The organism is Ruegeria sp. BHSC037 (assembly GCF_059613045.1).
This window is the reverse complement of the sequence record NZ_JBXWRT010000009.1, coordinates 72,059-96,523: the sequence shown is the minus strand read 5'-3', so window position 1 is coordinate 96,523 and position 24,465 is coordinate 72,059. Positions and strand designations below refer to the sequence as shown.

The 24,465-nt window shown below is 63.1% G+C and carries 25 protein-coding genes; 18 read left to right on the top strand and 7 right to left on the bottom strand.

Annotated features, from left to right (window positions below):
* The first annotated feature begins 88 nt into the window (after positions 1-88).
* Genes AC2FMN_RS10735 through murJ form a run of 3 tightly spaced genes read left to right on the top strand, consistent with a single transcriptional unit; the run spans position 89 to position 5,566 of the window.
* Positions 89-1,249: a penicillin-binding protein activator gene (locus tag AC2FMN_RS10735; protein WP_496682086.1), complete on the top strand. Its 1,161-nt coding sequence runs from the start codon at positions 89-91 to the stop codon at positions 1,247-1,249.
* On the top strand, positions 1,209-4,028 hold the full coding sequence (locus AC2FMN_RS10730; RefSeq protein WP_496688111.1) for a [protein-PII] uridylyltransferase: 2,820 nt from the start codon (positions 1,209-1,211) through the stop codon (positions 4,026-4,028). Before AC2FMN_RS10735 ends, AC2FMN_RS10730 begins: the two co-directional genes overlap by 41 nt.
* Positions 4,025-5,566 (top strand): murein biosynthesis integral membrane protein MurJ, encoded by a 1,542-nt coding sequence (murJ, locus tag AC2FMN_RS10725; RefSeq protein WP_496688109.1) that lies wholly within the window; start codon positions 4,025-4,027, stop codon positions 5,564-5,566. Before AC2FMN_RS10730 ends, murJ begins: the two co-directional genes overlap by 4 nt.
* 3 nt (positions 5,567-5,569) lie before the next feature.
* On the opposite strand, the gene AC2FMN_RS10720 is transcribed toward murJ, so the two are convergent.
* Positions 5,570-6,256: a rhomboid family intramembrane serine protease gene (locus tag AC2FMN_RS10720; RefSeq protein ID WP_170342144.1), complete on the bottom strand. Its 687-nt coding sequence runs from the start codon at positions 6,254-6,256 to the stop codon at positions 5,570-5,572.
* 86 nt (positions 6,257-6,342) lie between these two features.
* On the opposite strand from AC2FMN_RS10720, the gene trpS reads away from it, so the two are divergent.
* Positions 6,343-7,371, top strand: coding sequence for a tryptophan--tRNA ligase (gene trpS / locus AC2FMN_RS10715; protein WP_490359977.1), 1,029 nt, complete (start codon positions 6,343-6,345; stop codon positions 7,369-7,371).
* A 58-nt stretch (positions 7,372-7,429) separates the two neighbouring features.
* Here trpS and AC2FMN_RS10710 read toward each other — a convergent pair whose 3' ends face one another.
* Complete coding sequence (locus AC2FMN_RS10710) at positions 7,430-8,479, bottom strand: Glu/Leu/Phe/Val family dehydrogenase (RefSeq protein WP_496688108.1); 1,050 nt, start codon at positions 8,477-8,479, stop codon at positions 7,430-7,432.
* 129 nt (positions 8,480-8,608) lie between these two features.
* Here AC2FMN_RS10710 and AC2FMN_RS10705 point away from each other — a divergent pair, with 129 nt between their 5' ends.
* The 14 genes from AC2FMN_RS10705 (at position 8,609) to AC2FMN_RS10640 (ending at position 20,420) form a co-directional block, all read left to right on the top strand.
* Positions 8,609-9,070, top strand: coding sequence for an Lrp/AsnC family transcriptional regulator (locus AC2FMN_RS10705; RefSeq protein ID WP_496682099.1), 462 nt, complete (start codon positions 8,609-8,611; stop codon positions 9,068-9,070).
* A gap of 58 nt (positions 9,071-9,128) precedes the next feature.
* The gene (locus AC2FMN_RS10700) at positions 9,129-9,992 is read left to right on the top strand and encodes a branched-chain amino acid aminotransferase (protein WP_496688106.1); all 864 of its coding nucleotides are present in this window, start codon (positions 9,129-9,131) and stop codon (positions 9,990-9,992) included.
* Positions 9,993-10,059: 67 nt separating this feature from the next.
* Entirely contained in the window at positions 10,060-10,515 is a 456-nt protein-coding gene (locus AC2FMN_RS10695; protein WP_005978853.1) for a universal stress protein, read from the top strand.
* Positions 10,515-11,108, top strand: a complete 594-nt coding sequence (locus AC2FMN_RS10690; RefSeq protein WP_496682103.1) for a 2-hydroxychromene-2-carboxylate isomerase — start codon at positions 10,515-10,517, stop codon at positions 11,106-11,108. The genes AC2FMN_RS10695 and AC2FMN_RS10690 overlap by 1 nt, the downstream gene beginning before the upstream one ends.
* Positions 11,109-11,177: 69 nt before the next feature.
* On the top strand, positions 11,178-11,741 hold the full coding sequence (locus AC2FMN_RS10685) for a NifU family protein (RefSeq protein ID WP_496682105.1): 564 nt from the start codon (positions 11,178-11,180) through the stop codon (positions 11,739-11,741).
* Positions 11,731-12,321 carry a tRNA (adenosine(37)-N6)-threonylcarbamoyltransferase complex dimerization subunit type 1 TsaB gene (tsaB, locus tag AC2FMN_RS10680; protein WP_496688104.1) on the top strand — a complete coding sequence of 197 codons (591 nt, stop codon included), beginning with the start codon at positions 11,731-11,733 and terminating at the stop codon, positions 12,319-12,321. The genes AC2FMN_RS10685 and tsaB overlap by 11 nt, the downstream gene beginning before the upstream one ends.
* On the top strand, positions 12,318-12,731 hold the full coding sequence (locus AC2FMN_RS10675; RefSeq protein ID WP_496688101.1) for a GNAT family N-acetyltransferase: 414 nt from the start codon (positions 12,318-12,320) through the stop codon (positions 12,729-12,731). The genes tsaB and AC2FMN_RS10675 overlap by 4 nt, the downstream gene beginning before the upstream one ends.
* Before the next feature lie 159 nt (positions 12,732-12,890).
* Positions 12,891-13,889, top strand: a complete 999-nt coding sequence (locus tag AC2FMN_RS10670; protein ID WP_496682109.1) for a BMP family lipoprotein — start codon at positions 12,891-12,893, stop codon at positions 13,887-13,889.
* 113 nt (positions 13,890-14,002) lie between these two features.
* Positions 14,003-15,532 carry an ABC transporter ATP-binding protein gene (locus AC2FMN_RS10665; RefSeq protein WP_496682111.1) on the top strand — a complete coding sequence of 510 codons (1,530 nt, stop codon included), beginning with the start codon at positions 14,003-14,005 and terminating at the stop codon, positions 15,530-15,532.
* Position 15,533: 1 nt separating this feature from the next.
* Entirely contained in the window at positions 15,534-16,628 is a 1,095-nt protein-coding gene (locus AC2FMN_RS10660) for an ABC transporter permease (protein WP_496682113.1), read from the top strand.
* Positions 16,628-17,596 carry an ABC transporter permease gene (locus AC2FMN_RS10655; protein ID WP_496688098.1) on the top strand — a complete coding sequence of 323 codons (969 nt, stop codon included), beginning with the start codon at positions 16,628-16,630 and terminating at the stop codon, positions 17,594-17,596. The genes AC2FMN_RS10660 and AC2FMN_RS10655 overlap by 1 nt, the downstream gene beginning before the upstream one ends.
* Before the next feature lie 87 nt (positions 17,597-17,683).
* Positions 17,684-18,604 (top strand): sulfite exporter TauE/SafE family protein, encoded by a 921-nt coding sequence (locus AC2FMN_RS10650; RefSeq protein ID WP_496688095.1) that lies wholly within the window; start codon positions 17,684-17,686, stop codon positions 18,602-18,604.
* Positions 18,605-18,733: 129 nt separating this feature from the next.
* A complete protein-coding gene (locus tag AC2FMN_RS10645) occupies positions 18,734-19,654 on the top strand; it encodes a sulfite exporter TauE/SafE family protein (RefSeq protein WP_496682119.1) in 921 nt (306 codons plus the stop codon).
* A gap of 22 nt (positions 19,655-19,676) precedes the next feature.
* Positions 19,677-20,420 carry a TIGR02186 family protein gene (locus AC2FMN_RS10640; RefSeq protein WP_496688192.1) on the top strand — a complete coding sequence of 248 codons (744 nt, stop codon included), beginning with the start codon at positions 19,677-19,679 and terminating at the stop codon, positions 20,418-20,420.
* A 3-nt stretch (positions 20,421-20,423) separates the two neighbouring features.
* Here AC2FMN_RS10640 and AC2FMN_RS10635 read toward each other — a convergent pair whose 3' ends face one another.
* The 5 genes from AC2FMN_RS10635 to AC2FMN_RS10615 form a co-directional block, all read right to left on the bottom strand.
* Complete coding sequence (locus AC2FMN_RS10635; RefSeq protein ID WP_496688092.1) at positions 20,424-21,152, bottom strand: SDR family oxidoreductase; 729 nt, start codon at positions 21,150-21,152, stop codon at positions 20,424-20,426.
* Positions 21,149-22,681 (bottom strand): ATP-dependent DNA helicase, encoded by a 1,533-nt coding sequence (locus AC2FMN_RS10630; protein ID WP_496682124.1) that lies wholly within the window; start codon positions 22,679-22,681, stop codon positions 21,149-21,151. The genes AC2FMN_RS10635 and AC2FMN_RS10630 overlap by 4 nt, the downstream gene beginning before the upstream one ends.
* 51 nt (positions 22,682-22,732) lie before the next feature.
* The gene (locus tag AC2FMN_RS10625) at positions 22,733-23,371 is read right to left on the bottom strand and encodes an acyl-homoserine-lactone synthase (RefSeq protein ID WP_496682126.1); all 639 of its coding nucleotides are present in this window, start codon (positions 23,369-23,371) and stop codon (positions 22,733-22,735) included.
* An 82-nt stretch (positions 23,372-23,453) separates the two neighbouring features.
* Complete coding sequence (locus tag AC2FMN_RS10620) at positions 23,454-24,173, bottom strand: helix-turn-helix transcriptional regulator (protein WP_496688090.1); 720 nt, start codon at positions 24,171-24,173, stop codon at positions 23,454-23,456.
* The gene (locus AC2FMN_RS10615) at positions 24,112-24,330 is read right to left on the bottom strand and encodes a hypothetical protein (protein ID WP_496682143.1); all 219 of its coding nucleotides are present in this window, start codon (positions 24,328-24,330) and stop codon (positions 24,112-24,114) included. Before AC2FMN_RS10615 ends, AC2FMN_RS10620 begins: the two co-directional genes overlap by 62 nt.
* Positions 24,331-24,465 lie beyond the last annotated feature (135 nt).

Genomic DNA, 24,465 nt, shown 5'->3' with positions numbered 1-24,465 from the left:
TGCTGGACCCTCGCAGCGTGACGTTTATTATCGCGGCGGCACCAAACAGCAGCGTCCCGTGCCGCCGGATCAGGGAGTTTTCATCGAGATGTCCACCGTTTGCAACCCCGTTCGCAAGATCGCGAAAATCGCCATCGGCATTGCCACTGCTGCGTTTCTGGCCGCCTGCGAGCCGGGCGCGACCGGCCGGGGCCCCTCGATCGATACCTCCGAGCCGGTTCCCGTTGCGCTGCTGGTGCCTCAGTCCAGCGATCCGTCGCTGGCCCAAAGCCTCGAGAACGCCGCGCGTCTGGCGATGGCGGATCTTCAGAACGCCCGGATCGACCTGCGGGTCTATGACACGGCCGGAAATCCGAACACCGCGACCGCGTCGGCGCAGCAGGCGGTGGCCGACGGCGCCAAGGTCATTCTGGGGCCCGTCTATGCCCAGGCCGCCAATGCGGCGGGGCTGGCAGTGCTGAGCAAGAACGTGAACGTGCTTTCGTTTTCGAACAACACCAGCATCGCGGGCGGCAATGTCTTCGTGCTGGGGCCGACCTTCGACAACACGGCCCGCCGGCTGATCAATTTCGCAGGCCGGCAGGGCAAATCGAAAATGGTTGTCGTCTACAGCAACGACGCCGCCGGGCAGTTGGGACGCGCCGCGATCGCCAACGCCCTTAGTGGCAGCCGAGTCGCCAATGCCGGCGAGGTCGGCTTTGACCGGTCTCAGCAAGGCGTGATCGACGCGGTTCCGGCGATCAAGGCCACGGTGGATCAGACCGGAGCGGATTCGATTTTCCTGACCGCCACGACCGCCGGCGCGCTGCCGTTGTTCACCCAATTGCTGCCAGAGGCCGGCGTGTCCCCCGCCCTGGTGCAATATATCGGCCTGACACGATGGGACATCCCGGCGCAGACTCTGGAGTTGCCCGGGGTCCAGGGCGGATGGTTCGCCCTGCCCGATCCGGCCAAGGCCCAAGCCTATCGGCAGCGCTACAACGCGACCTATGGCGAGGCCCCGCACCCGATCAGTGGGTTGGCCTATGACGGTATCGCAGCCATCGGCGCCTTGGCCAGCCAGGGCAATTCGAACGCCCTGTCAGCGGCCGCGTTGACGCAGAACGCCGGGTTCCAGGGGGTGGGCGGCATCTTCCGTCTACGACCGGACGGCACCAACGAACGCGGTCTGGCGGTTGCCACGATCCAGAACAAACAGGTGGTTGTGATTGACCCTGCCCCACAAAGCTTCTCCGGCGCCGGTTTCTGAACCGCTTGCGCTGGCTCTGCAGCCCAGCGGCCCGCTGATCTGTGACGCCTCCGAGATTTTCGACAGCGATGCGATCGGCGCCCGGTTGTCAGCGGCCCTTATGGATACCTCTGACACGGCGGCGGCCCGCGCGGCGGTGGTGCGCGTGTTGCGCGACGCGCAAAAGGCCGGGCGTCAGGCCATTGCCGAAGCGTTCACCGCCCGCCCTTTCGACGCCCGTCCATTGACCCGGTCCTACACCTATCTGACCGACGGGCTGGTCTGCACCGCGTTGCAGGTGGCCAGCACCCGGCTGCATCCGCTGGCGAATCCGACCCAGGGTGAAAAGATCGCCGTGATGGCGGTCGGCGGGTATGGGCGTGGGGAAATGGCACCGTTCTCGGATGTCGATCTGCTGTTCCTGACGCCCTACAAGATCACTGCCTGGGCCGAAAGCGTGATCGAATCCATGCTGTACATGCTGTGGGATCTGCGGCTGAAGGTCGGTCATTCGTCGCGCACGATCCGCGACTGCCTGCGCCTGGGCGAGGATGATTTCACGATCCGGACCGCGATGCTGGAGCACCGGTTTCTGGGCGGCGACGCGGCCCTGGCCGCCGAGCTCGAACAGCGGCTGAAATCTGACCTGTTCAAGGGCTCGGAACGCGAATTCATCGAGGCCAAGCTGCACGAACGGGACGCGCGCCACCTCAAACAGGGCGAGCGCTACGTGGTCGAGCCCAACGTGAAAGAAGGCAAGGGCGGGCTGCGCGACCTGCAGTCGCTGTACTGGATCGCCAAATATATCTACGGCGTGCAAGATGTGGCCGAGCTGGTGCCTCTCGGTCTGTTTACCGCCGACGAGCTCAGAACTTTCTCCCAAGCTGAAGAATTCCTGTGGGCGGTGCGCTCCCACCTGCATCTGGTTACCGGGCGGGCGACCGAGAAATTGACCTTTGATCTTCAGGTCGAAGTTGCCGAGCGTATGGGATACGAGGACCGCGCGGGACGTCGTGCGGTCGAAATCTTTATGCAGCGCTACTTCCGCGAGGCCACCCGAGTCGGTGAGTTGACACGGATTTTTTTGACGAAGCTCGAAGCGGCCCACATGAAGAGCGCGCCCCTGCTGGAACGTATCTTCAGCCGCAAACCGCGGGTCAAGCCGGGGTACAAGGTGGTGCACGGGCGTCTGGACGTGGCCGACCCCGACAGCTTCCTGTCCGACAAGCTGAACCTGCTGCGCCTGTTCGAAGAGGGCCTGCGCACCGGTATGCTGATCCACCCCGATGCCATGCGGCTGGTCACCGCCAACCTGCACCTGATCGACGATGACATGCGTAACGACAAAGAGGCGCGGCGCATCTTTCTGGATCTGATGCTAAAACACGGCAATCCCGAACGCGCGCTGCGCCGCATGAACGAACTGGGCGTTCTTTCGGCCTTCATCCCCGAATTCGAGCCCATCGTGGCGATGATGCAGTTCAACATGTACCACAGCTACACCGTGGACGAACACACGATCCAGTGCATCACAAACCTGGCGCAGATCGAACGCGGCGAGTTGGTCGAGGCGCTGCCCTTGGCCTCGTCGATCCTGAAAGGCGGCGTGAACCGTCGGGTGCTGTATGTCGCGCTGTTGCTGCATGACATCGGCAAGGGCCGCCCCGAGGATCATTCGATTCTGGGGGCCCGGATCGCCCGCACGGTGGCGCCGCGGCTGGGGCTAAACAAGAAGGAATGCGAAACCGTCGAATGGCTGGTGCGCTATCACCTGCTGATGTCGGACATGGCGCAGAAGCGCGACATTTCCGACCCGCGCACGGTCCGCGACTTCGCCAAAGCGGTGAAAACCGTCAAACGGCTGGACCTGCTGACGGTTCTGACGGCCTGCGACATCCGCGGGGTGGGGGCCGATACCTGGAACAACTGGAAGGCCACCTTGCTGCGCGCGCTGCACGCCGAAACCAAGCGGGCGCTGGAAACCGGGATGGAGGATCTCAACCGCGCCAACCGGGGCGCCGAGGCCAAGAAGGCGCTGCGCGAGGCGCTGGCGGGCTGGTCCAAGGCCGATCTCAAGACCGAGACCGCGCGGCACTATGACCCGTATTGGCAGGGTCTGAACCTCGAAACCCATGTCGAGTTCGCCGAAATGCTGCGAGCGCTGGAACACGGCGGCGACCCCGGCGCCATGGAAATCCGTCTGCACCCCGACGAGGACCGCGACGCTACCCGTGCCTGTTTCGCCATGGCCGACCATCCCGGCATCTTTGCCCGCATCGCCGGGGCGCTGGCGCTGGCGGGGGCCAACGTCGTGGATGCGCGCAGCTACACCACCAAGGACGGTTATGTCACCGATGCCTTCTGGATCCAGGATTCCGAAGGTCACCCCTTTGACACGGCCCGCTTGCCACGCCTGACCCAGATAATACACAAGACATTGAAGGGCGAAGTGGTCGCCCGCGACGCGCTCAAGTCTCGCGACAAGATCAAGAAGCGGGAAAAGGCGTTCAATGTTCCGACCCACATCACCTTCGACAACGAAGGTTCGGAAATCTACACCATCATCGAGGTCGATACCCGCGACCGCCCCGGCCTGCTGTACGATCTGGCCCGAACTCTTGCAGCGGCCAATGTCTATATCGCCAACGCGGTGATCGCGACCTATGGCGAGCAGGTGGTGGACACGTTCTATGTCAAGGACATGTTCGGGCTGAAATACCATTCCGAGTCCAAGCAGCGCACGCTCGAGGCCAAGTTGCGCAGCGCCATCGCCGAAGGCGCCGAGCGGGCGGCCTCATGAAGCAGATCCGCCTGTTTTCGGGCCTGTTCACGGTCGGATTCTGGACCCTGGCCAGCCGCATTCTGGGATTTGCGCGCGAAATCCTTCTGACCGCGCTGATCGGCCCGGGGCCCGTGATGGATGCCTTTGTTGCGGCCTTCCGCCTGCCCAACATGTTCCGCCGATTCTTCGCCGAGGGCGCTTTCAACGCGGCCTTCGTTCCGATGTTTTCGAAACGGCTGGAAGGCGGCGAGGACGCGCAAGGGTTTGCGCAGGATGCGTTCAACCTGCTGGCAACGGCCGTTCTGGCGCTGGTCGGGCTGGCCATGGTCTTCATGCCGGGGCTGGTCTGGCTGACGGCCGAGGGGTTTTATGGCGACGAACGTTTCGATCTGGCGGTCGGTTACGGATATGTCGTCTTTCCCTACATCCTGTTCATGTCTCTGGCCGCGCTGTTTTCCGGGGTTCTCAATGCCACCGGTCGCTTCGCCGCCGCTGCTGCGGCTCCGGTCCTGCTGAACATCTTCGCCTGCACGGCACTCATCGTAGGCGCGGTAACCGGGGGCGAGGTCATCCGTTGGCTCATTGCCGTCATACCCATTGCCGGGGTCGCTCAACTGGCGTTGGTATGGGTCGCCACCGAACGCGCCGGAATTCGCATCCGGTTCGGCCGACCGAAGCTCAGCCCTGACATGCGCAAGATGGTTCGGATCGCGGTACCAGCCGCCCTTGCGATGGGGGTGACTCAGGTCAATCTGGTCGTAGGGCAGTTGGTCGCGTCAAAGACCGAAAATGCCGTCAGTTGGCTGTTCGCTGCAGACCGTCTGTATCAGCTGCCGCTGGGCGTGGTCGGCATCGCCGTGGGCATCGTGCTGTTACCCGACCTGTCGCGTCGTCTGCGCGCGGGTGACGGCGATGGTGCGCGCAACGCTTTTTCCCGCGCCGGAGAATTCACCCTCTTGTTGACTATTCCGGCAACCGTGGCCTTCGTGCTCGTCCCGGTCCCGCTGGTTTCGGTCCTGTTCCAACGCGGCCAGTTCACCCCCGAAGACACGGCTGCCACCGCACTGGCCGTGGCGGTCTATGGCGTCGGCCTGCCGGCCTTCATGCTGCAAAAGCTGCTGCAACCGCTGTTCTTCGCGCGCGAGGATACCCGTTCGCCCTTCCGGTATGCCGTGGTGGCTATGGTCATCAACGCCGTTCTGGCTTTCGGGCTGTACCCGATCGTCGGCTGGATCGCCCCAGCCATTGCGGCCTCGGCCGCCGGGTGGGGCATGGTGGCGCTGTTGGCACTGGGTGCCCGGCGCATGGGCGACGAGGCCCGTTTCGACGACAGGTTCAAGCGCCGCGCGCCCAGAATATTGGTCGCTTCAATAGGAATGGGTGTGGCGCTGGTCGTGGCAATGCAGATGTTCGGCTGGGCATTCGACATTCCGGGTTGGCGGTATCTGGCGTTACTGGCCCTGATCGTGGTCGCCGCAGTGTCTTACTTCCTTCTGGGCCACCTGCTGGGTGCGTTCCGCCTGTCCGAGTTCCGGTCCGCCCTGCGAAGGTCCTGACCGTCAATCCCGCCGGATACGCCCCACCAGCCGCGCCCATCCTCCCGGTGCCACGAAAAACGACAGCCCGAACCCGGTCGCGAACCCACCCAGATCGGCAACCCAATCCGAGGTGCCGCCGAAGATCAGGCCGAACAGCAATTGGATGCCCATCAGCACCGCGATTAACTGGAATGCCCGTGCCTGGTTCTCTCCGACCAGCGACAGCCTGCGCCATAGCAGCCAGGTGAACGCGCCGATCAGGCCATAGACCGGCGGGAAGCCCCCGACCAGCGGATAGCGCGGGTCCAGCAGCACCGCATAGGCCAGCGCCCCGCCCACGCCGGACAGCACAAAGATCACCAGCATCGCAAAACCGCCAAACACCTCGCCCACCATCTTGCCCATCGCCAAAACAAAGACGCAGACAAAAAGCGCCTGGGTAAAACTGCCTGACACGAAGGGGTAGGTGAAGAACCGGATCACATGCTCGACCGGCCAACGCCCGTTCATCACCATCCAGTCGAAGATGTCGGCCGAGAAGGAATAGCGCTGGATCGCCTCCAGCCGCCAGCCTACCGCGCCGGGTCCGCCGACCAGGCCGCGCGTGCCGAGGGTGAAGGCCAGTTCGATCCCCATGATGAACAAGACCAGCGCCACCACCACGGGTGGCAGGGGGTTCACGGGGGGTGTGTAGTGCTCGCTGCTCATCGGGCGGGCCTTTCGCGGCTGTTGACGTCCCTTTGCCTCATGGGTAAGCGACGGAGGCTTATTTTTCCAGACGGGAGTTCCCTTCCATGACCGAGACCAAGTTCACGCCGCGCGTGTTTTCCGGCATTCAGCCCTCGGGAAACCTGCATCTTGGCAACTACCTTGGTGCGCTCAAGCGTTTTGTGGACATGCAGGGGCCGGAGATGGAGACCGTGTACTGCATGGTCGATCTTCACGCGATCACCGTCTGGCAGGATCCCAAGGAACTGGCGCATTCCACGCGCGAGCTGTGCGCGGGCTTCATCGCCGCCGGCATCGACCCGGAACAGTCGATCCTATTCAACCAGTCCCAGGTGCCCGAGCACGCGCAACTGGCCTGGATCTTTAACTGTGTCGCGCGCATGGGCTGGATGCAGCGCATGACCCAGTGGAAGGACAAGGCTGGCAAAAACCAGCAGAACGCTTCTCTGGGTCTGTTCGCCTATCCCTCGCTGATGGCCGCTGACATTCTGGTCTATCACGCGACCCATGTGCCGGTGGGCGACGACCAGAAACAGCACCTTGAACTGACCCGCGACATCGCCATCAAGTTCAACCACGACTATGGCGTCGATTTCTTCCCGATCACCGAGCCGGTGATCGAGGGCGCGGCGACGCGCGTGATGAGCCTGCGCGACGGGGCCAAGAAGATGTCCAAGTCGGATCCGTCCGACATGAGCCGGATCAACATGACCGACGATGCCGACACCATCGCCAAGAAGATCCGCAAGGCCAAGACCGACCCCGACGCCCTGCCCTCGGACGTGGACGGGCTGGAAGGCCGCCCCGAGGCGCGCAACCTGGTCAACATCTATGCCGCGCTCAGCGATCAGACGGTCGAGCAGGTTCTGGCCGAGGTCGGTGGCAAGCAGTTTGGTGAATTCAAGCCGATGCTGGCCGATCTTGCGGTCGCAAAGCTGTCGCCGATCTCGACCGAGATGGCGCGGCTGATGGGCGATCAGGCCGAGATCGACAGGATCCTGGACCGTGGCGCGGAACGGGCGCGGGAGATCGCGGCTCCGATCCTCAGCCGCACCTACGAAATCGTGGGGATGGTGGGCGCCGGCCGCGCTTGAGAACCAGATGGAAACAGCAACGCCGCCCCGGATCCGGGGCGGCGTTTTTCGTTGCAGATCAGGCAGCCTGCGGGTGAAGTTTTTCCTCGACGATGGATTCGGCCACCGCATGGGGGCTGACGCCATCCACCTTGGCGCGGGTCAGGATGCGGTCCATCGTCCGCTCCAACGCCTCGAGCCGCTGACCGACCCAAGCTTCGCGGTCCTTGATCTTCAGGATTTCGGTCGCCACGTTCACGATCCCGCCGCCATTGGCCACGAAATCCGGGGCGTAGAGGATGCCGCGGTCATGCAGGCGCTGCGCGTCGACATCGGTTGCCAGCTGGTTGTTGGCCCCTCCGGCCACTGCGCCGACCTTCAGCAGCGGAATGCTGGTTTCGTTCAGGATGCCGCCGATCGCGCAGGGCGCGAAAATATCCGCCTCGGCCGCATAGACCGCATCAGGCGCGACGGCCTGCGCCGCGAACCGGTCCGCCAGCCGGGCAGTCTGGCCCGCATCGATGTCGGTAATCACCAGTTTCGCCCCTGCGTCATTCAGCAGCGCACACAGGTGTTCGCCCACATGGCCCAGCCCTTGCACCGAGATGGTCTTGCCGCTCAGGTCGTCGGACCCGAACCGATGCCGCGCAGTCACGCGGATGGCGTTGAAGATCCCGCGGGCGGTGATGGGCGACGGGTCGCCGCTGGCGAACGGGCCATCGGGCAGACCGGCGACATATTCGGTTTCGGTGCCGATCTGGGCCATGTCGGCCGGGGTCATCCCCATGTCCTCGGCCGTCCAGTACCGGCCACCAAGGCTTTGCACAACGCGCCCGAAGGCCTGCAACAGCCGGGGCGTCTTGTCCGCGCTCGGGTCGCCGATGATAACGGCCTTGCCCCCGCCCAGCGGCAGATCGGCCGCTGCGTTCTTGTAGGTCATGCCCCGCGACAGGCGCAGCGCATCGTCCAGCGCCTCGGACGGGTGACCATAGGTGCGCATCCGCACGCCGCCCGCTGCCGGCCCCAATTGCGTGGAGTGGATCGCCACAAAGCCCGAAAGCCCGCTGGCGGCGTCTTTGAATTCGACCACACGCTCGTGATCTGGCGCGTCAATCGTGGTTATTTCCATTTTGCTCCTCCGGAAAGACAGATAGAGTTTGCCACATCGGACCGAGCGATTTTCGCCAATAGATGCTGGTCAGAACATACCTCTTGGCGATAGTAATAATCTGAGCCGATTATTTTAGGGATTTTCTCCATGGACCAGATCGACCGCAAGATCGTGCGCGCGCTGCAGCAGGACGGACGAATGACCGTTCTGGACCTGGCCGAAAAGGTGGGCCTGTCGCCCACGCCCTGCGCACGACGCCTGGAGCGCCTGCGCCGCGACGGGGTGATCACCGGATATTCGGCGCAGGTCGACCCCGAGAAACTGGGCTTTGGCGTCACGATTTTCGTGTCTGTCGAACTGGAGAAACAGGACCGCAACGCCATCGACGCATTCGAACGCGCCATCCTGCGCTGTGACGAGGTGATGGAGTGTTACCTCATGACCGGCTCGCGCGACATCCTGCTGCGCGTCGTGGCGCGTGACCTGACCGCCTTCGACGCGTTTCTGGAGAACCGGCTGATGCAGATTCCGGGCATCCGCAACCTACGCTCCAACTTCGCCCTGCGCGCGATGGTCAAGCGCGACGTGTTGCCATCGTCGGCCGGATAATCTGCTGGACCTCGGGCGCGCGCGCTCCTACGGTTCGGCGGAATTGACGGAGGGCACAATGGCAGTCGGCAAGAATATCCGCACCTATTTCGATGGAACATGGCACGATGGCGATGCCCCGATCATGCGGGCCGCGGACCACGGGGCCTGGCTGGGATCATCGGTGTTTGACGGCGCGCGCTATTTTGACGGAATTGCGCCCGATCTGGCGGCGCATTGCGACCGGGTGAACCGCTCGGCCGAGGCGCTGATGCTGACCCCAACAGTGTCCACGGAACGGATGGTCGAGCTGGTCCAGGAAGGACTGGCGACCTATCCCAAGGATGCCGCGGTGTACATCCGCCCAATGTACTGGGGCATCGACGGCGACGCGACCGCGATCGTGCCGCAGGCCGGAAGTACCGGGTTCGCGATCTGCCTGGAAGAGATCCCGATGGCCCCCGAAACCGCTTCGGCCACCCTGACCACCACGCGGTTCCGCCGGCCGGTCCTGGAAAACGCCGTGGTCAACGCCAAGGCCGGGTGCCTGTATCCCAACAACGCGCGCATGCTGACCGAGGCCCGCTCCAAGGGGTTTTCCAACGCGCTGGTGGCCGATGCCCTTGGCAACGTGGCCGAAACTGCAACCGCCAACATCTTCATGGTCAGGGATGGCGAGGTCTTTACCCCCATTCCCAACGGCACCTTCCTTGCCGGCATCACCCGCGCGCGGCACATCGACAACCTGCGCCGCGACGGGGTGACCGTGCATGAAACGGTGCTGTCCTTCGACGATTTCCGTGCGGCGGACGAGGTGTTCATGTCCGGCAACATGAACAAGGTCACGCCGGTGACGGCCTTTGACGACACCCAGTACCAAGTCGGCCCCGTCACGCGCCGGGTGCGGTCCTTGTACTGGGACTGGGCCGCAAGCGCCCGTTAGTCGGCCCGACCGAGTTGCCAGACTGCGAAGGCTGGGGCATGATCGCCAAAATCTTGAGAGGACAGTCATGCGCAAGTTCCTTGTAGTTCTGGATGACAGCCGCGAATGCCTGAATGCCATGCGCTTTGCTGCCATGCGGGCGGCGCATACGGGCGGCGGCGTGACCATCCTGTCGGTCATTCCGCCGGATGAGTTCAATCACTGGATCGGCGTGTCCGAAGTGATGCGCGAAGAGGCCCGCGAACGCATCCACGCCCATTTCGAGGTGTTCGCGAAATGGATGCGCGACAAGCAGGGGATCGAACCCGAACTGGCGATCCGCGAAGGCGAGCCGGTGGCCCAGATCATCGAACATATCCGCTCGGACCCGGAAATCGGGGTTCTGGTTCTGGGGGCCGGCACGGGCAAGAAGGGGCCCGGGCCGCTGGTCACACAACTGACCCGCAACGCCGGCGGCTTGCCGATTCCGATCACCATCGTGCCGGGCGACCTGAGCAAAGAAAAGCTCGAAGAGATCACCTGATGCCCGCCACCCTGCACTTCTGGTTCGATTTCGCCTCGACCTATTCTTACCTAAGCGCCATGCGCGTAGAACGGGAGGCGGCGCGGCGCGGGGTGCGCGTGGAATGGCAGCCATTTCTGCTGGGTCCCATTTTTGCCGAACAGGGCTGGACCACCTCGCCTTTCAACATCTACCCGACCAAAGGCCGGTACATGTGGCGCGACATGGAGCGGCTGTGCGCCTTGCGCGGCCTGCCGCTGACCCGTCCGGACCCGTTTCCGCAGAACAGCTTGAAAGCGGCGCGCCTGGCGCTGGCGCTTCCAGACTCCGGCCCACGGGCCGCGTTCGCGCGGGCCGTCTTCTCGGCCGAATTCGGAGATGGCCGCAACATATCCGACGACACAGTCCTGCAGGATGCGCTGTCCCAGGCAGGCGCCGCACCCGAGATGCTGGACCAGCTGTCAGATCCGGCCATCAAGGCCGCCCTGTTCGAACAGGTCGACCGCGCCAAGGCATTGGGCCTGTTCGGCGCGCCCAGCTTCGTGGCCGGCTCGGACCTGTTCTGGGGTGACGACCGCCTGGACATGGCGATCGAGCATGCAGCCCTGGATTAGAATCGTTCCAAATCTTGACTTCCCCGCGTCCGGCGCGCATATCAGACGCAAGCGATACGGAGCGCCGCCATGTTCATCCAGACCGAATCCACGCCGAACCCGGCAACTCTGAAATTCCTGCCCGGCCAGACCGTGCTCGAGGCGGGCACCGCGGATTTCCCGACGGCCGAGGCCGCCGAAAACTCGCCGCTGGCCAAACGCATCTTTGCGGTAAAGGGCGTAACGGGTGTGTTCTTCGGCAACGACTTCGTGACCGTCACCAAGGATGACGACGTTCAGTGGGACCACATCAAACCCGCGATCCTGGGCGCGGTGATGGAGCATTACCAATCCGGCCAGCCGGTCATGGGGGCCGGGGCGGATGCGGCCTCGGGTCACGCGGAACACACCGGCGAAGATTCTGAAATCGTCAATCAAATCAAGGAACTGCTTGACAGCCGTGTCCGCCCCGCCGTGGCGCAGGACGGTGGCGACATCACGTTCCACGGATTTGATCGTGGCGTTGTCTATCTGCACATGCAGGGGGCCTGCGCGGGCTGTCCGTCTTCGACCCTGACTCTGAAGATGGGGATCGAGAACCTGCTGCGCCACTACATTCCCGAAGTGACCGAGGTTCGCCCCGTTGCCGTCTGAGCCCAAGGTTCTGGCCTTTGACACATCGGCCGCGCATTGCGCGGCCGCTTTGATTTGCGGCCCGGACATCATCGCCAGCCGTGCCGAACCCATGGCCCGCGGTCAGGCCGAGCGATTGATGCCCTTGCTGCAGGACATCCTGACCGAGGCCGGGCTGGACTGGTCCGGGCTGGACGCGATCGGCGTCGGAACCGGGCCAGGAAACTTCACCGGCATCCGCATCTCGGTCTCGGCCGCGCGTGGTCTGGCGCTGGGCCTGAACAAACCCGCAGTCGGGGTGTCGGGCCTCGAAGCCCTGGCCGCGCTGGCCCCTTCGGGCCACATTCCGGCCATCCCCGCCCCGCGGGACCAGGTCTATTTGCAGAAGCCGGGAGCCGCACCGCAAGTTCTGCCTCGGGATCAGGCAGAATCACTGGGGGCGCTGTTTACCAACAACGACCCGGAGCAGCTGGTCTGCGCGATCGCGCGCATCGCAGCGCAACGCCGTACCCTGCCGCAAACACCGCCCGCGCCGTTGTATCTGCGCCCGGCCGATGCCGCGCCGTCGCGCGACGCGCCGCCGGTCCTACTGGATCCATGACGCCACAGGAGATGGCCGAAACCCATGCCGCGGCCTTTACCCAGTCGCGCCCCTGGACCGCGTCGGAGTTTGCCGATCTGACTGCAGGCCGTTTCACGCATGTGCTCGGAAACAAATCTGCTTTTGCCCTGTTCCAGGTCATTGGCGACGAGGCCGAGCTGCTGACCATTGCAACCCATCCCGACCGCCAGAGGCAGGGACTGGCGCGGGCGCTCATGCAGGGCTGGCAGACGCGCGCCAGCGCTCTGGGCGCGTGCCGCGCGGTTCTGGACGTCGCGGCCGACAACATTCCGGCCATTGCACTCTATCAAAGTTGCGGTTATGCGCCCTGCGGTCTGCGCCGGGCCTATTACAGGCGTCCCGGGGCGAACAATGTCGATGCAATTATGATGGAGCGCACGCTGCCCTGACGAAAGCCGAGCGATTCCGAGACCAATTGGTCAAAAAGCGGTTGACCATGTCAGTTTCAGACGGCCTTAATTGCCGCTATCACAGCAGTTCTGCTCGCTCTGAGCGGGGCTGGGCGTAAGACCCGGTCCCGAAGTCATAATAAACAACGGGAGTATATGATGACCCTGATGAAATCCTTGATGGGCGCAGCCGCCGCCTTTGCACTGACGGCCGGCGCAGCCATCGCCGAACCGGCAATCATCTTCGATCTTGGCGGCAAGTTCGACAAATCGTTCAACGAAGCGGCCTATAACGGCGCCAAGCGCTGGGCCGACCAGACCGGCAAATCCTTCCGTGAAATCGAGCTGCAGTCGGAAGCGCAGCGCGAACAGGCCTTGCGCCGTTTTGCCGAAGCTGGTTCCAACCCGATCATCACCATGGGCTTTGCCATGGCCGATCCGCTGGCCGCTGTCGCGCCCGATTACCCGGACACCAAGTTCGTCGCTGTTGACGTAACCTGGCTGGACGCGCCCAATATCCGCCAGATCGGTTTTGCCGAGCATGAAGGTTCGTACCTGGTCGGCATCCTGGCGGCCATGGCCTCGAAAAACGGCACCGTTGGCTTCATCGGCGGTATGGATATCCCGCTGATCCGTCATTTCGGGTGCGGCTACGCCCAGGGCGCCAAATCGGTGAACCCCGATATCAACGTCGTCGCCAACATGACCGGCACCACCCCGGCCGCATGGAACGACCCGGTGAAGGGCTCGGAGCTGACCAAAGCGCAGATCAGCCAAGGCGCTGACGTCATCTATGCCGCGGCCGGCGGCACTGGCGTGGGTGTCCTGCAGACCGCTGCAGACGAAGGCATCCTGTCGATCGGCGTAGACAGCAACCAGAACCACCTGCACCCGGGCAAGGTTCTGACCTCGATGCTCAAGCGCGTGGACGTTGCCGTGTATGACGCCATGAAAGCAGGCGAGGACGTCGAAACCGGCGTGTTCACCATGGGCCTGGCCGAAGACGGTGTGGGTGTTGCCATGGACGAGAACAACGCGCCGCTGGTGACCGACGAGATGATGGCCGCCGTTGAGAAGGCGCGCCGCGACATCATCGACGGCAATGTCACCGTCGTCAGCTACTACGAGAACGACAGCTGCCCGGCACTGCAGTTCTGATATCGCACGGGGCGGGGGAGGCCCTCCCGTCCCGCATCCACTCATGCCGCTGTTTCGCAACGACCCGATGATCGCGAGTTCAGCGCAGCTTTTTCGGCAATCGAGGACAAGACATGACAGTCCCCGCCATCGAGCTCAAAGGGATTTCCAAAGCCTTTGGGCCAGTTCAAGCGAACAAGGACATCTCGATCAGCGTCGCCCCCGGCACGATCCACGGGATCATCGGTGAAAACGGTGCGGGCAAATCCACGCTGATGAGCATTCTTTACGGCTTCTACAAGGCCGATAAAGGTGAAATCTGGATCAACGGCAAAAAGACCGACATTCCCGACAGCCAGGCCGCGATCGCCGCGGGTATCGGCATGGTCTTTCAGCATTTCAAGCTGGTTGAAAATTTCACCGTTCTGGAAAACATCGTTCTGGGCGCCGAAGATGGCGGGCTGCTGGCCCCCTCGCTGGCCAAGGCCCGCAAAGAACTGAAAGAGCTCGAGCAGGAATACGAGCTGTTCGTAGACCCCGACAAGCGCATCGACGAGATCGGCGTGGGCATGCAGCAGCGGGTTGAGATCCTCAAGGCGCTGTATCGCAAGGCGGAGATCCTGATTTTGGACGAACCCACCGGGGTGCTGACCCCGGCCGAGGCCGACCAGCTGTTTCGCATCCTCGATCGGCTGCGCGCCGAAGGGAAGACCATCATCCTGATTACCCACAAGCTGCGCGAGATCATGGAGGCCACCGATACGGTGTCGGTGATGCGCCGCGGCCAAATGACCGCCACGGTCAAGACCGCCGAGACCAACCCCGAGGAGCTGGCCGAGCTGATGGTCGGGCGCAAGGTTCTGCTGCGCGTCGACAAGGTGCCGGCCAAACCCGGCAAGCCCATTCTGGAAATCGAGAACCTGCGGGTGACGGATTCAACCGGTGTCGAGCGCGTCAAGGGCATCGACCTGACGGTTCGCGCGGGCGAGATCGTAGGCATCGCGGGCGTCGCCGGAAACGGGCAGTCCGAGCTGCTCGAGGTGTTGGGCGGAATGCGCCCCGGATCGGGGACGATCAGGATGAACGGCGTTCCTCTGGCGTTGAGCGGGCCAGGGTCGGACGGGCAAGCGCGCCGCTCCCAGGGCATCGCCCATGTGCCCGAGGACCGGCAGCGGGAAGGCTTGATCATGGATTTCCACGCCTGGGAAAACGTGGCGTTCGGCTATCACCGCGACCCGGCCTATCAGCGCGGGATCTTCATGGACAACGCCGCCCTGCGCGCCGACACCGAACGCAAGATCGAGAAATTCGACGTGCGTCCGCCGAATGGCTGGCTGTCGGCCAAGAATTTCTCGGGCGGGAACCAGCAGAAGATCGTCGTGGCGCGCGAAATCGAGCGAAACCCCGACCTGCTGCTGGTGGGTCAGCCGACCCGCGGTGTGGACATCGGGGCGATCGAGTTCATTCACAAGCAGATCGTCGCCCTGCGCGACCAAGGTAAGGCGATCCTGCTGGTCTCGGTCGAACTGGAAGAGATTTTCTCTCTGTCTGACCGGATTGCCGTGATGTTCGACGGGCATATCATGGGCGAGCGCCTGCCCCATGAAACGGATGAAAAAGAACTGGGCCTGTTGATGGCCGGTGTTGCGGGGGAGGCCGCGTAACATGGACAAGATGCCAAAATGGGCCGACGTCATTCTGATCCCGCTGATCAGTCTGATCCTGGCCGCGATCCTGTCGACCCTGGTCATTCTGGCCATCGGCGAAAACCCGGTCGAGGCGGTGAACCTGATGGTCACCGGCGCGCTTGGGTCGACCTATGGCTGGGGCTACACCCTGTATTATGCCACCAACTTCATGTTCACCGGTCTGGCGGTCGCGGTGGCATTCCACGCGCGTCTGTTCAACATCGGCGGCGAAGGCCAGGCAATGTTGGGCGGACTGGGCGTCGCCATGGTTTGCCTGTATGTGCCGTGGCCGCACTGGAGCATCGCCCTGCTGGCGGCCATGGCCGCCGCGATGCTGTTCGGGGCGGCCTGGGCGGCGATTCCGGCCTATCTGCAGGCCAAGCGTGGAAGCCATATCGTGATCACCACGATCATGTTCAACTTCATCGCTGCGGCATTGCTGAACTACATGCTGGTCAACGTGATGCGGCCAGCCGGTTCGCAAGACCCGGCAACCGCCCGCTTTGCCGAGGCGGTACATCTGCCCACGCTGCACGAGATGCTGGCACCGATAGGAATCAACTTCTCCAAGGCCGCCCCGGCCAACATTTCGCTGATCGTGGCGCTGTTGGCCTGTGTCGTGGTCTGGGCGCTGATCTGGCGCACCCGTCTGGGCTATGAAATCCGGGCCTATGGGCATTCGGAGACCGGTGCGGTCTATGCCGGTATCTCGCCGGTGCGCATCACCATCGTGGCGATGCTGATCTCGGGCGCTTTGGCGGGTCTGATGGCGATCAACAACGTCATGGGCGAGGCCGAGCGGCTGGTTCTGAACTCGACCGAGGGCGCAGGCTTCATCGGCATCGCCGTGGCCCTGATGGGCCGCTCGCACCCGTTCGGCGTGTTCCTGGCGGCCATCCTATTCGGCTTTCTGTACCAGGGCGGCGCGGAACTGGCGCTGTGGACCTCGATCCCGCGCGAACTGATCGTGGTGATCCAGGCGCTGGTGATCCTGTTCACTGGGGCGCTGGACAACATGGTGCGCATGCCGCTTGAAAAGCTGTTCCTGGCCCTGCGCAAGGAGGCGAACTAATGGACTCCTTCCTGACACTGATTCAAGTTCTGGATTCGACCGTCCGCTTGGCCACGCCGCTGCTGCTGGCCTGTCTGGCAGGGCTGTATTCGGAACGCGCGGGCATTTTCGACATCGGCCTCGAGGGCAAGATGCTGATGGCTGCGTTCTTCTCGGCGGCGGTTGCGGCCGTCACCGGATCGGTCTGGCTGGGCCTGCTGGCCGGGATCGCAGCGTCGCTGGTGTTGTCGGCCCTGCACGGGCTGGCCTCGATCACCTTCCGCGGCAATCAGCTGATTTCGGGCGTGGCGATCAACTTTCTGGCGGCAGGCCTGACCGTGCTGATCGCACAGGACTGGTTCCAGCAGGGCGGCCGCACGCCCTCGCTGTTCGGAGGCGGCCGGTTCGAACCGATCACATTCCCCTTTGCCGAGTCGCTGAGCGGCGTCCCGATTATCGGGCCCATTTACTCCGAGCTGCTGTCGGGCCATTCGATTCTTGTATATGTGGCGTTTCTGATGGTTCCTGCCACGTGGTGGGTGCTGTTCCGCACCCGTTTTGGGCTGCGGCTGCGCGCGGTCGGAGAAAACCCCGCCGCCGTTGATACCGCAGGGGTTTCGGTGGTCGGCCTGCGCTATGCCGCCGTGGCCATCTGCGGTGTTCTGTGCGGGATCGCCGGGGCCTATCTGGCAACCGGGTTGCAGGCCGGTTTTGTCAAGGACATGACCGCCGGCCGCGGGTTTATCGCACTGGCAGCCCTGATCTTCGCCAAGTGGCGCCCATGGCACGCCATGTGGGCCTGCCTGCTGTTCGGGCTGCTGCAGGCGGTGGCGCTGCGGTTCCAGAATATCGATCTGGGAGGCATCGTGATCCCGGTGCAGGCCATGGACGCGCTGCCCTATATCCTGACGGTTGTGATCCTGGCCGGTTTCGTCGGCAAGGCCATTCCCCCGAAGGCAGGGGGCGAGCCGTACATCAAGGAGCGATAAGGCCAGTTCGGGACTGATTGGCAGTCCTGTTCGCTGCACAGCGGCATGCAGAGTTGATTTTGCATGCCGCAACCGCTCTAAAGGGGTATGCACGTCTACCTTCCCATCGCCGAAGTGTCCGTGAGCCCCTTCCTTTTGCTGGGGATCGGAATCACGGTCGGAGTCCTGTCAGGAATGTTCGGCGTGGGCGGCGGCTTCCTGATAACCCCGCTGTTGTTCCTGATCGGCATTCCGTCGGCCGTCGCCGTGGCGACCTCGGCCAAACAGGGGGTGGCATCTTCGTTTTCGGGTCTACTGGCCCATCTGAAAAGACGCACCGTCGATCTGAAGATAGGATCGGTTCTGCTGGGCGGCGGCCTGCTGGGCGCCACGATCGGAATGATCGCTTTCAACGCCCTCAAGCATCTGGGACAGGTCGATCTGGCGGTCCAGCTTTGCTATGTGGTGTTCCTGGGCCTGATCGGCAGCATGATATTCGTTGAAAGCGTGCTTTCCATCCGTCGGGCTCGGCAGGCAGGCGGTACCGTTTCCGCGGGCCGCCGTCGGCGCGGATGGATTCATGGCATGCCGTTCAAGACCCGGTTCAGGGCCTCGAACCTTTATGTCTCGATCATCCCGCCGGTGATGGTGGGCTTTGGCGTCGGGGTCTTGTCGGCCGTCATGGGCGTGGGCGGGGGGTTCATCATGGTGCCGGCCATGATCTATATCCTGGGGATGCCGACCAAGGTCGTGATCGGGACTTCTCTGTTCCAGATCATCTTCGTCGCCGGCTTCACGACGATGATCCATGCCTCGACCAATTTCAGCGTCGATATCATCCTTGCCCTTTTCCTGTTGATCGGAGGCGTCGTCGGCGCCCAGTTCGGAACCGGTCTGGGCGCCCGCCTGAGGTCCGAGCAGCTGCGCATCCTTCTGGCGGTGATGGTCATGATCGTCGCCGCCAAGGTTGGGCTGGACCTGACCATCGATCCTGTCGAACACTACAACCTGTCTGAATTTCTTGGATAGAACTTATGGTCCGGCACCGCTTCGACACTCACTCACGACCGCCCCGAGAATCCACTGGGCTTGGGCCGGCACTGTCTCCGGCCCCCGCGTTCAGCCCTGCCCCCGCAGATTCAGGAGCGTGTTGACAGCATGTATATTTACCTTCCCATTGCCGAAGTCTCCGTAAATGCCTTTCTTCTGTTGGGGCTGGGCGGAATGGTGGGCATCCTGTCGGGCATGTTCGGCGTCGGCGGAGGCTTTCTGATGACCCCGCTGCTGTTTTTCATCGGCATCCCGCCGGCCGTCGCGGTCGCCACCGAGGCCAACCAGATCGTGGCGTCGTCATTCTCGGGGGTGCTGGCGCATTTCCGACGAAAGACTGTCGATCTGAAAATGGGCTGCGTTCTGCTGGTGGGCGGCCTGTTAGGGGCCGCGCTGGGTGTCGTGGTGTTCAACTACCTCAAAAGCCTCGGCCAGGTCGATCTGCTGGTCAAGCTTTGTTACGTGGTATTCTTGGGCGTCGTCGGCGGCCTGATGTTCATCGAAAGCCTGAACGCGCTGCGCAAATCCCGCCGGGCCGGAGGGCCGGTGGCCAAACGCCGTCAGCGCGGATGGATCCATGCCCTGCCCTTCAAGATGCGGTTCCGGACCTCGGGCCTGTATATTTCGGTGATCCCGCCGGTTCTGGTGGGTCTGTGCGTCGGCGTACTGTCGGCCATCATGGGGGTCGGCGGTGGCTTCATCATGGTGCCTGCAATGATCTACCTGCTGGGCATGCCGACCAAGGTGGTCGTAGGGACATCGCTGTTTCAGATCATCTTCGTTACCGCCTTCACCACAATGTTGCATGCCACCACGAACTATACCGTGGATATCGTGCTGGCGGTGCTGCTGCTGGTCGGAGGTGTGATCGGCGCGCAAATCGGCACCGTCATCGGATCACGCATGCCCGCCGAACAGTTGCGCGTGCTGCTGGCCGCGCTTGTTCTCGCAGTCTGCGCCAAACTGGCACTGGATCTGCTTCTCCAACCGGCCGAGCTCTATTCGCTCGGCACCGACGGAGGGCACTGACGTGTTGCGCTGGATTCTAGCCATGGTGTTGCTGTCCCTGCCCGCTGCGGCAGCGCAGGAACAGGTCGTTCTGGGCCTCAGCCAGGACCGGGTCGCCATCACCGCCGATTTCGACGGTTCCGAAATTCTGATTTTCGGCGCCGTCAAGCGCGAGTCGCCCATTCCCGACGGGCCGCCGCTGGAGGTGATCGTGGCCGTGGCCGGCCCGTCCGAACCGGTCATGGTCCGCCGGAAGGAAAAGAAATTCGGCATCTGGGTCAACACCGACAGCGTCCTGGTCGATTCCGCGCCCAGCTTTTATGCCGTGGCGACCAGCGCCCCGTTCAACGAGATCATCAGCGACACCGAGGACCTGCGCTATCGGATCTCGATCAAGCGCGCGATCCGCTCGGTCGGGGCCGCGATGCATATCCGGCAGGCGCAGGACTTTGCCGAGGCGGTCGTCAGAATCCGCGAGGACGAAGGCCTGTACTCGATTCGTGAAAACACCGTTGCCGTGGATGAACAGACGCTGTTCCGCACCTCGATCGACATGCCCGCTGACCTGACCGAAGGCGACTATCTGACCCGCATCTTCCTGATGCGCGGCGGTCAGGTGATTTCGGAATTCGAAACCACCATCGACGTACGCAAGGTAGGGCTGGAGCGGTTCCTGTACAACATGTCCCGCCAGCAGCCGGTCTGGTACGGGCTGATGTCGCTGGTGATCGCGATCGCGGCGGGATGGGGGGCATCCACGGCCTTCCGGCTGCTGCGTGAAAGTTGAGGCCTAGCCGCGGCCGATATAGGGCATCGTGGTCGCCATGACGGTCATGAACTGAACATTCGCCTCGGGCGGCAAGCTGGCCATGTGCAGAACCGACCGCGCCGCATCCTCGACCGCCATCGTCGGGTCCGGCTCGCGCCCTTCGGCAATGGCCCGTTCAACCAGACCCTGCACCATCGGGGTACGCGCGTTTCCGATGTCGATCTGACCGCAGGCAATGCCGAAGGCCCGCCCGTCCAAGGACAGGCTGCGCGTCAAACCGGTTATGGCATGTTTGGTAGCGGTATAATGCACCGAGTTCGGACGCGGCACATGCGCCGCGATCGAGCCGTTGTTGATGATGCGTCCACCTTGCGGGCTCTGCCGCCGCATCGCACCGAACGCGGCGCGGGCGCACAGAAACATCCCATTCAGATTCACGTTGACGCTCTGATACCAGTCGTCCAGCGCGATCTCGTCGATCGTTCCGGCGGGCGCAAAAATGCCGGCGTTGTTGAACAGAACATCCAACCGTCCGGCCTGCACCTGAAACGCATCGAACGCTGCCGACACCGCTTGGGGGTCCGTCACGTCGGCCACCAGCGGAATAGCGTTTTCGCGCGCGGCGGCCATCTGGTTCAGCTTGTCCGCACTACGCGCCAGCAGGCCGACCTTCCAGCCCTGATCCAGAAACAGTTCAGCGGTGGCTCGCCCGATCCCCGAGCTGGCACCGGTTACGATGATCGTCTTCATGTCTCCTCCGCCTCCAGCGTAAGTTTTGCGGCCGGGACCGCGCGCAGGTCGTCAACCTGCAACGGGTGGCTCGGCTTCGAAAGCCTATTTCGCACCACCCAGATCAGCCGCTCTTGCGCCCGGGTGATGGCCACATAGGCCAGCCGTTTCCAAAGGGGTTGCCCGGCCTCAGTCCGACCCATCCGGGCGGCGGCGTAAAGGTCAGGGGCAAAGACCTGCACCGTGTCCCACTGCGAGCCCTGCGCCTTGTGGATCGTCACGGCGGCCCCATGCAGAAACGTGGCCCCCATGCGCGCGGCAAAGGGGATGAAGGGCTCTTCCTCGTCCGGTTTTTCGATCTGCACGATCGAAGCGGCGCTCACCTGCGGGTCCTCGGCCCCCATGACATGCAGCCGCGAGAACCCCGGCTTGCGCCCCGGTCCCAGATAGATCACCTGCGCGCCCTTGATCAGCCCGCGCGCCTCGAGGTCGAGCCGCTTCTTGCGGTGCTTCAGCGGCAGCTCGATCCCATCGCAAATCAACGGTTCGCCTTCCAACAGCTCGGTCTCGGGGGCCCCATGCACCTGGCGGAAGGCCTGGATCAGCCGGATACGCGTCGCGTTCCGCCAGACCAGAACCGGGCTGCGGGCCATCAGGTCGACCTCGACCCGCTGGCCCCAGACCACGCGGTCATCCGTGCGGGCGGTCTGCTCGACAAGGCGTTCGAAATCCTCGAACCCCATCGCCGGATCGGCCAGCGCATGGGCCAGGTCCAGAATGGGGTTGTCGGCCTCTTGCCGGTGCACCCGGTGCAGGATCAGCTTGCGAGGTTCCGGCAAAGCATCGAACACCATCGACCCGGACTGGTTCACCGGCGCCAACTGCGCCGGATCGCCGAACAGCAGCAGGGTGGGAAAGATCTCCTTGAGATCCTCGAACTGCCGGTCGTCCAGCATCGAGGCCTCATCGACGAACCCGATATCCAGCGGCTCGTCGCGCCGTTTCCAGCCGGTGATGAAATCCGACCCGCGCAGGCCGGCGGCGGCCAGAGCACCGGGGATGGACTTGTTGTTGGCGTAAAACGCGGCGGCGCGGTCCAGCGCCTCGTCGGTCAGGCCTTCAATCTCGGGGCGGTCGTCGTTGCCCGCCAGCCATTCGGCGATCCGCTCGTATTCCGGATCATAGACCGGCGTGTACAGAATCCGGTGAATGGTGGTGGCCGGAACACCGCGCAACCGCAACACGCTGGCGGCCTTGTTGGTCGGGGCCAGAATGGCAAGGCTGCGCTTGTCCTTCGATTTGCGGCTTTCATAGTCGCCCGAGACGATCTGAACTCCGGTCTCGGCCAGCGCCTTGTAAAGTTCGGCCAACAGCAGGGTTTTGCCCGACCCGGCCTTGCCGATCACCGCCATCACCCCCGACTCGCCTTGGCCGGGCAGCTTGAGCAGCGCATCGTCTTCCAGGTCCACGCCTGCGGTTTTCAGCATCTGGGCGATGCTGTCGAAGGCGGCGGCTTGGTCTTCGGAAAATGTGACCTTGGGCAGAGACATGGCGCGACCCTACAAGGCCGCGCCAGTCTGCGCCAGATGCGGAATCCAACGTCAGGCAGACAGTGCGAACCGATGCCGCGCGGTGGACCCAAAGGCTGTTCGGAACCACAGCCGCGACAGCTCGCGCGGGATGCCCGCCCGCTCGGCCACACGGTTGCAGTCCTCGGCCGAATAGGGCCACAGTCCGACCGAGATCTGGTCGCGCCCAGTTCCCTCCGAGCCCAGCACGATCGGAGACGACCCGATCAGGCGATAGATGCGAATCATGCGCGCATCAAAGACCCCCGCGATGTGGGTCAGGCCAAAGCCCTCCATCACTTCGCCGCCGCTCAGCATGATGGCACCGGCCGTGTGCGGGCTGGCCCCGCGCGACAGGCAGAATCGGGTCACTTCCCAGATCAGGGGGCTGCAAATCGGTCGACCTCCGGTCAGATGTCCAAACACGTCATTCACCATGACCGAGCCCGTCGTCGGCAGAATTCGCATGGACCCGCCATGGCTGCCATCCGGCTCCTCCCAGATCACATACAGCGGGTTCAGATCATCATACTGGTCCCGCTCCTCGCCTTTTTCGTTGACGTGAACGTCCCACCCCAGGCGGGTCTTGAATTGATCGGCGCGGTCGCGAAACATCCCCTCGGCCAATTTCGGAAATTTATGAAGTTCGTCAGCGTATAAATAACGCAGCATGACTTTTCCCCTTGTCGTCCAGTGCTGGAACGAAGGGGGTACAAAGCCATGGTTAATTTACTGTGTTTGGGGCGCGCGGCCCTTAAACCACTATTAATCCCCGGCTCAGGGCTTTTGCAATGGCGTGCGTGGTGTTCAACGCCCCCAGCTTGGCCCGCGCGCTTTCGATATAGACCCGCAGCGTGTGTTCGGAAATCGACAGGGAATGGGCGACCTGCGCCCGACTGTAGCCAAGGGCCAAAAGTGTCATGGCATCAATCTCGCGCGGCGACAGCGAACGAGGCGAATCCGGTTGCCGGGACCGCTCGAATTCCAGCGCCTTTCGGTTGAAGTAATGCGCGATCAGGATCAGTTCGCGGCCATATGCGCCGATGAAGGCCTGCCACGCGTCATCCGCACATGAATGGTTCACGGTAAAGAGGGCAAACTGGCCATTCGGGCCGCGGATAGGTATCGAGTAACCTTGATTGCCGACCCCGTGCGCCAATGCATCCTTCAAAAAGGCCTTGGCGACCTTGCCCGACCAGTCCAGCGCCTTCCAGTCAACCGGCTGGAACCGTTGGAAACAGCCCAGAATGACCGGATCGATGCGATGATAGTTGCGCTCCTGATAGCGCTCGGCCCAGGCGTCGGGATAGGTCGTGCACCCATATTGGTCGCCGCCGCCATCGACCCAGTGATACACGATGTGATCGATTTTCAGCTTGTCGCGAAGCCCGACGGCAACCGCGCCCAGCTCGTCAAGCGTGCTGGTGTTTTCCAAGTCCTCCAGGACCTGACTCAAATCGACCTGCGTTCCCATTCGACGGTGCCCGCGCCTCACGCTCGAGGGACGCAATCTCGGCCGCTGCAATCAGCTTCGTGTCATCAAGCTGTTCGGCCAAAGCCGTCAGCCCATTGGCAACTGCGAAGGCGTTGAGGTCCGACAGTACGTCCAGTATCCACTCATTCTGCGCCATCAGGGTCGCTCCGAAACAGTTAACGAAGGGTTAACACAACCATAACATGTGTGTGATTTTGTTGCATATTCACTTCTTTCTACTCCCCAAAAATGGCGGGTCCACAATCTCCAAGCGACTGAAGTTCAAGCAGAG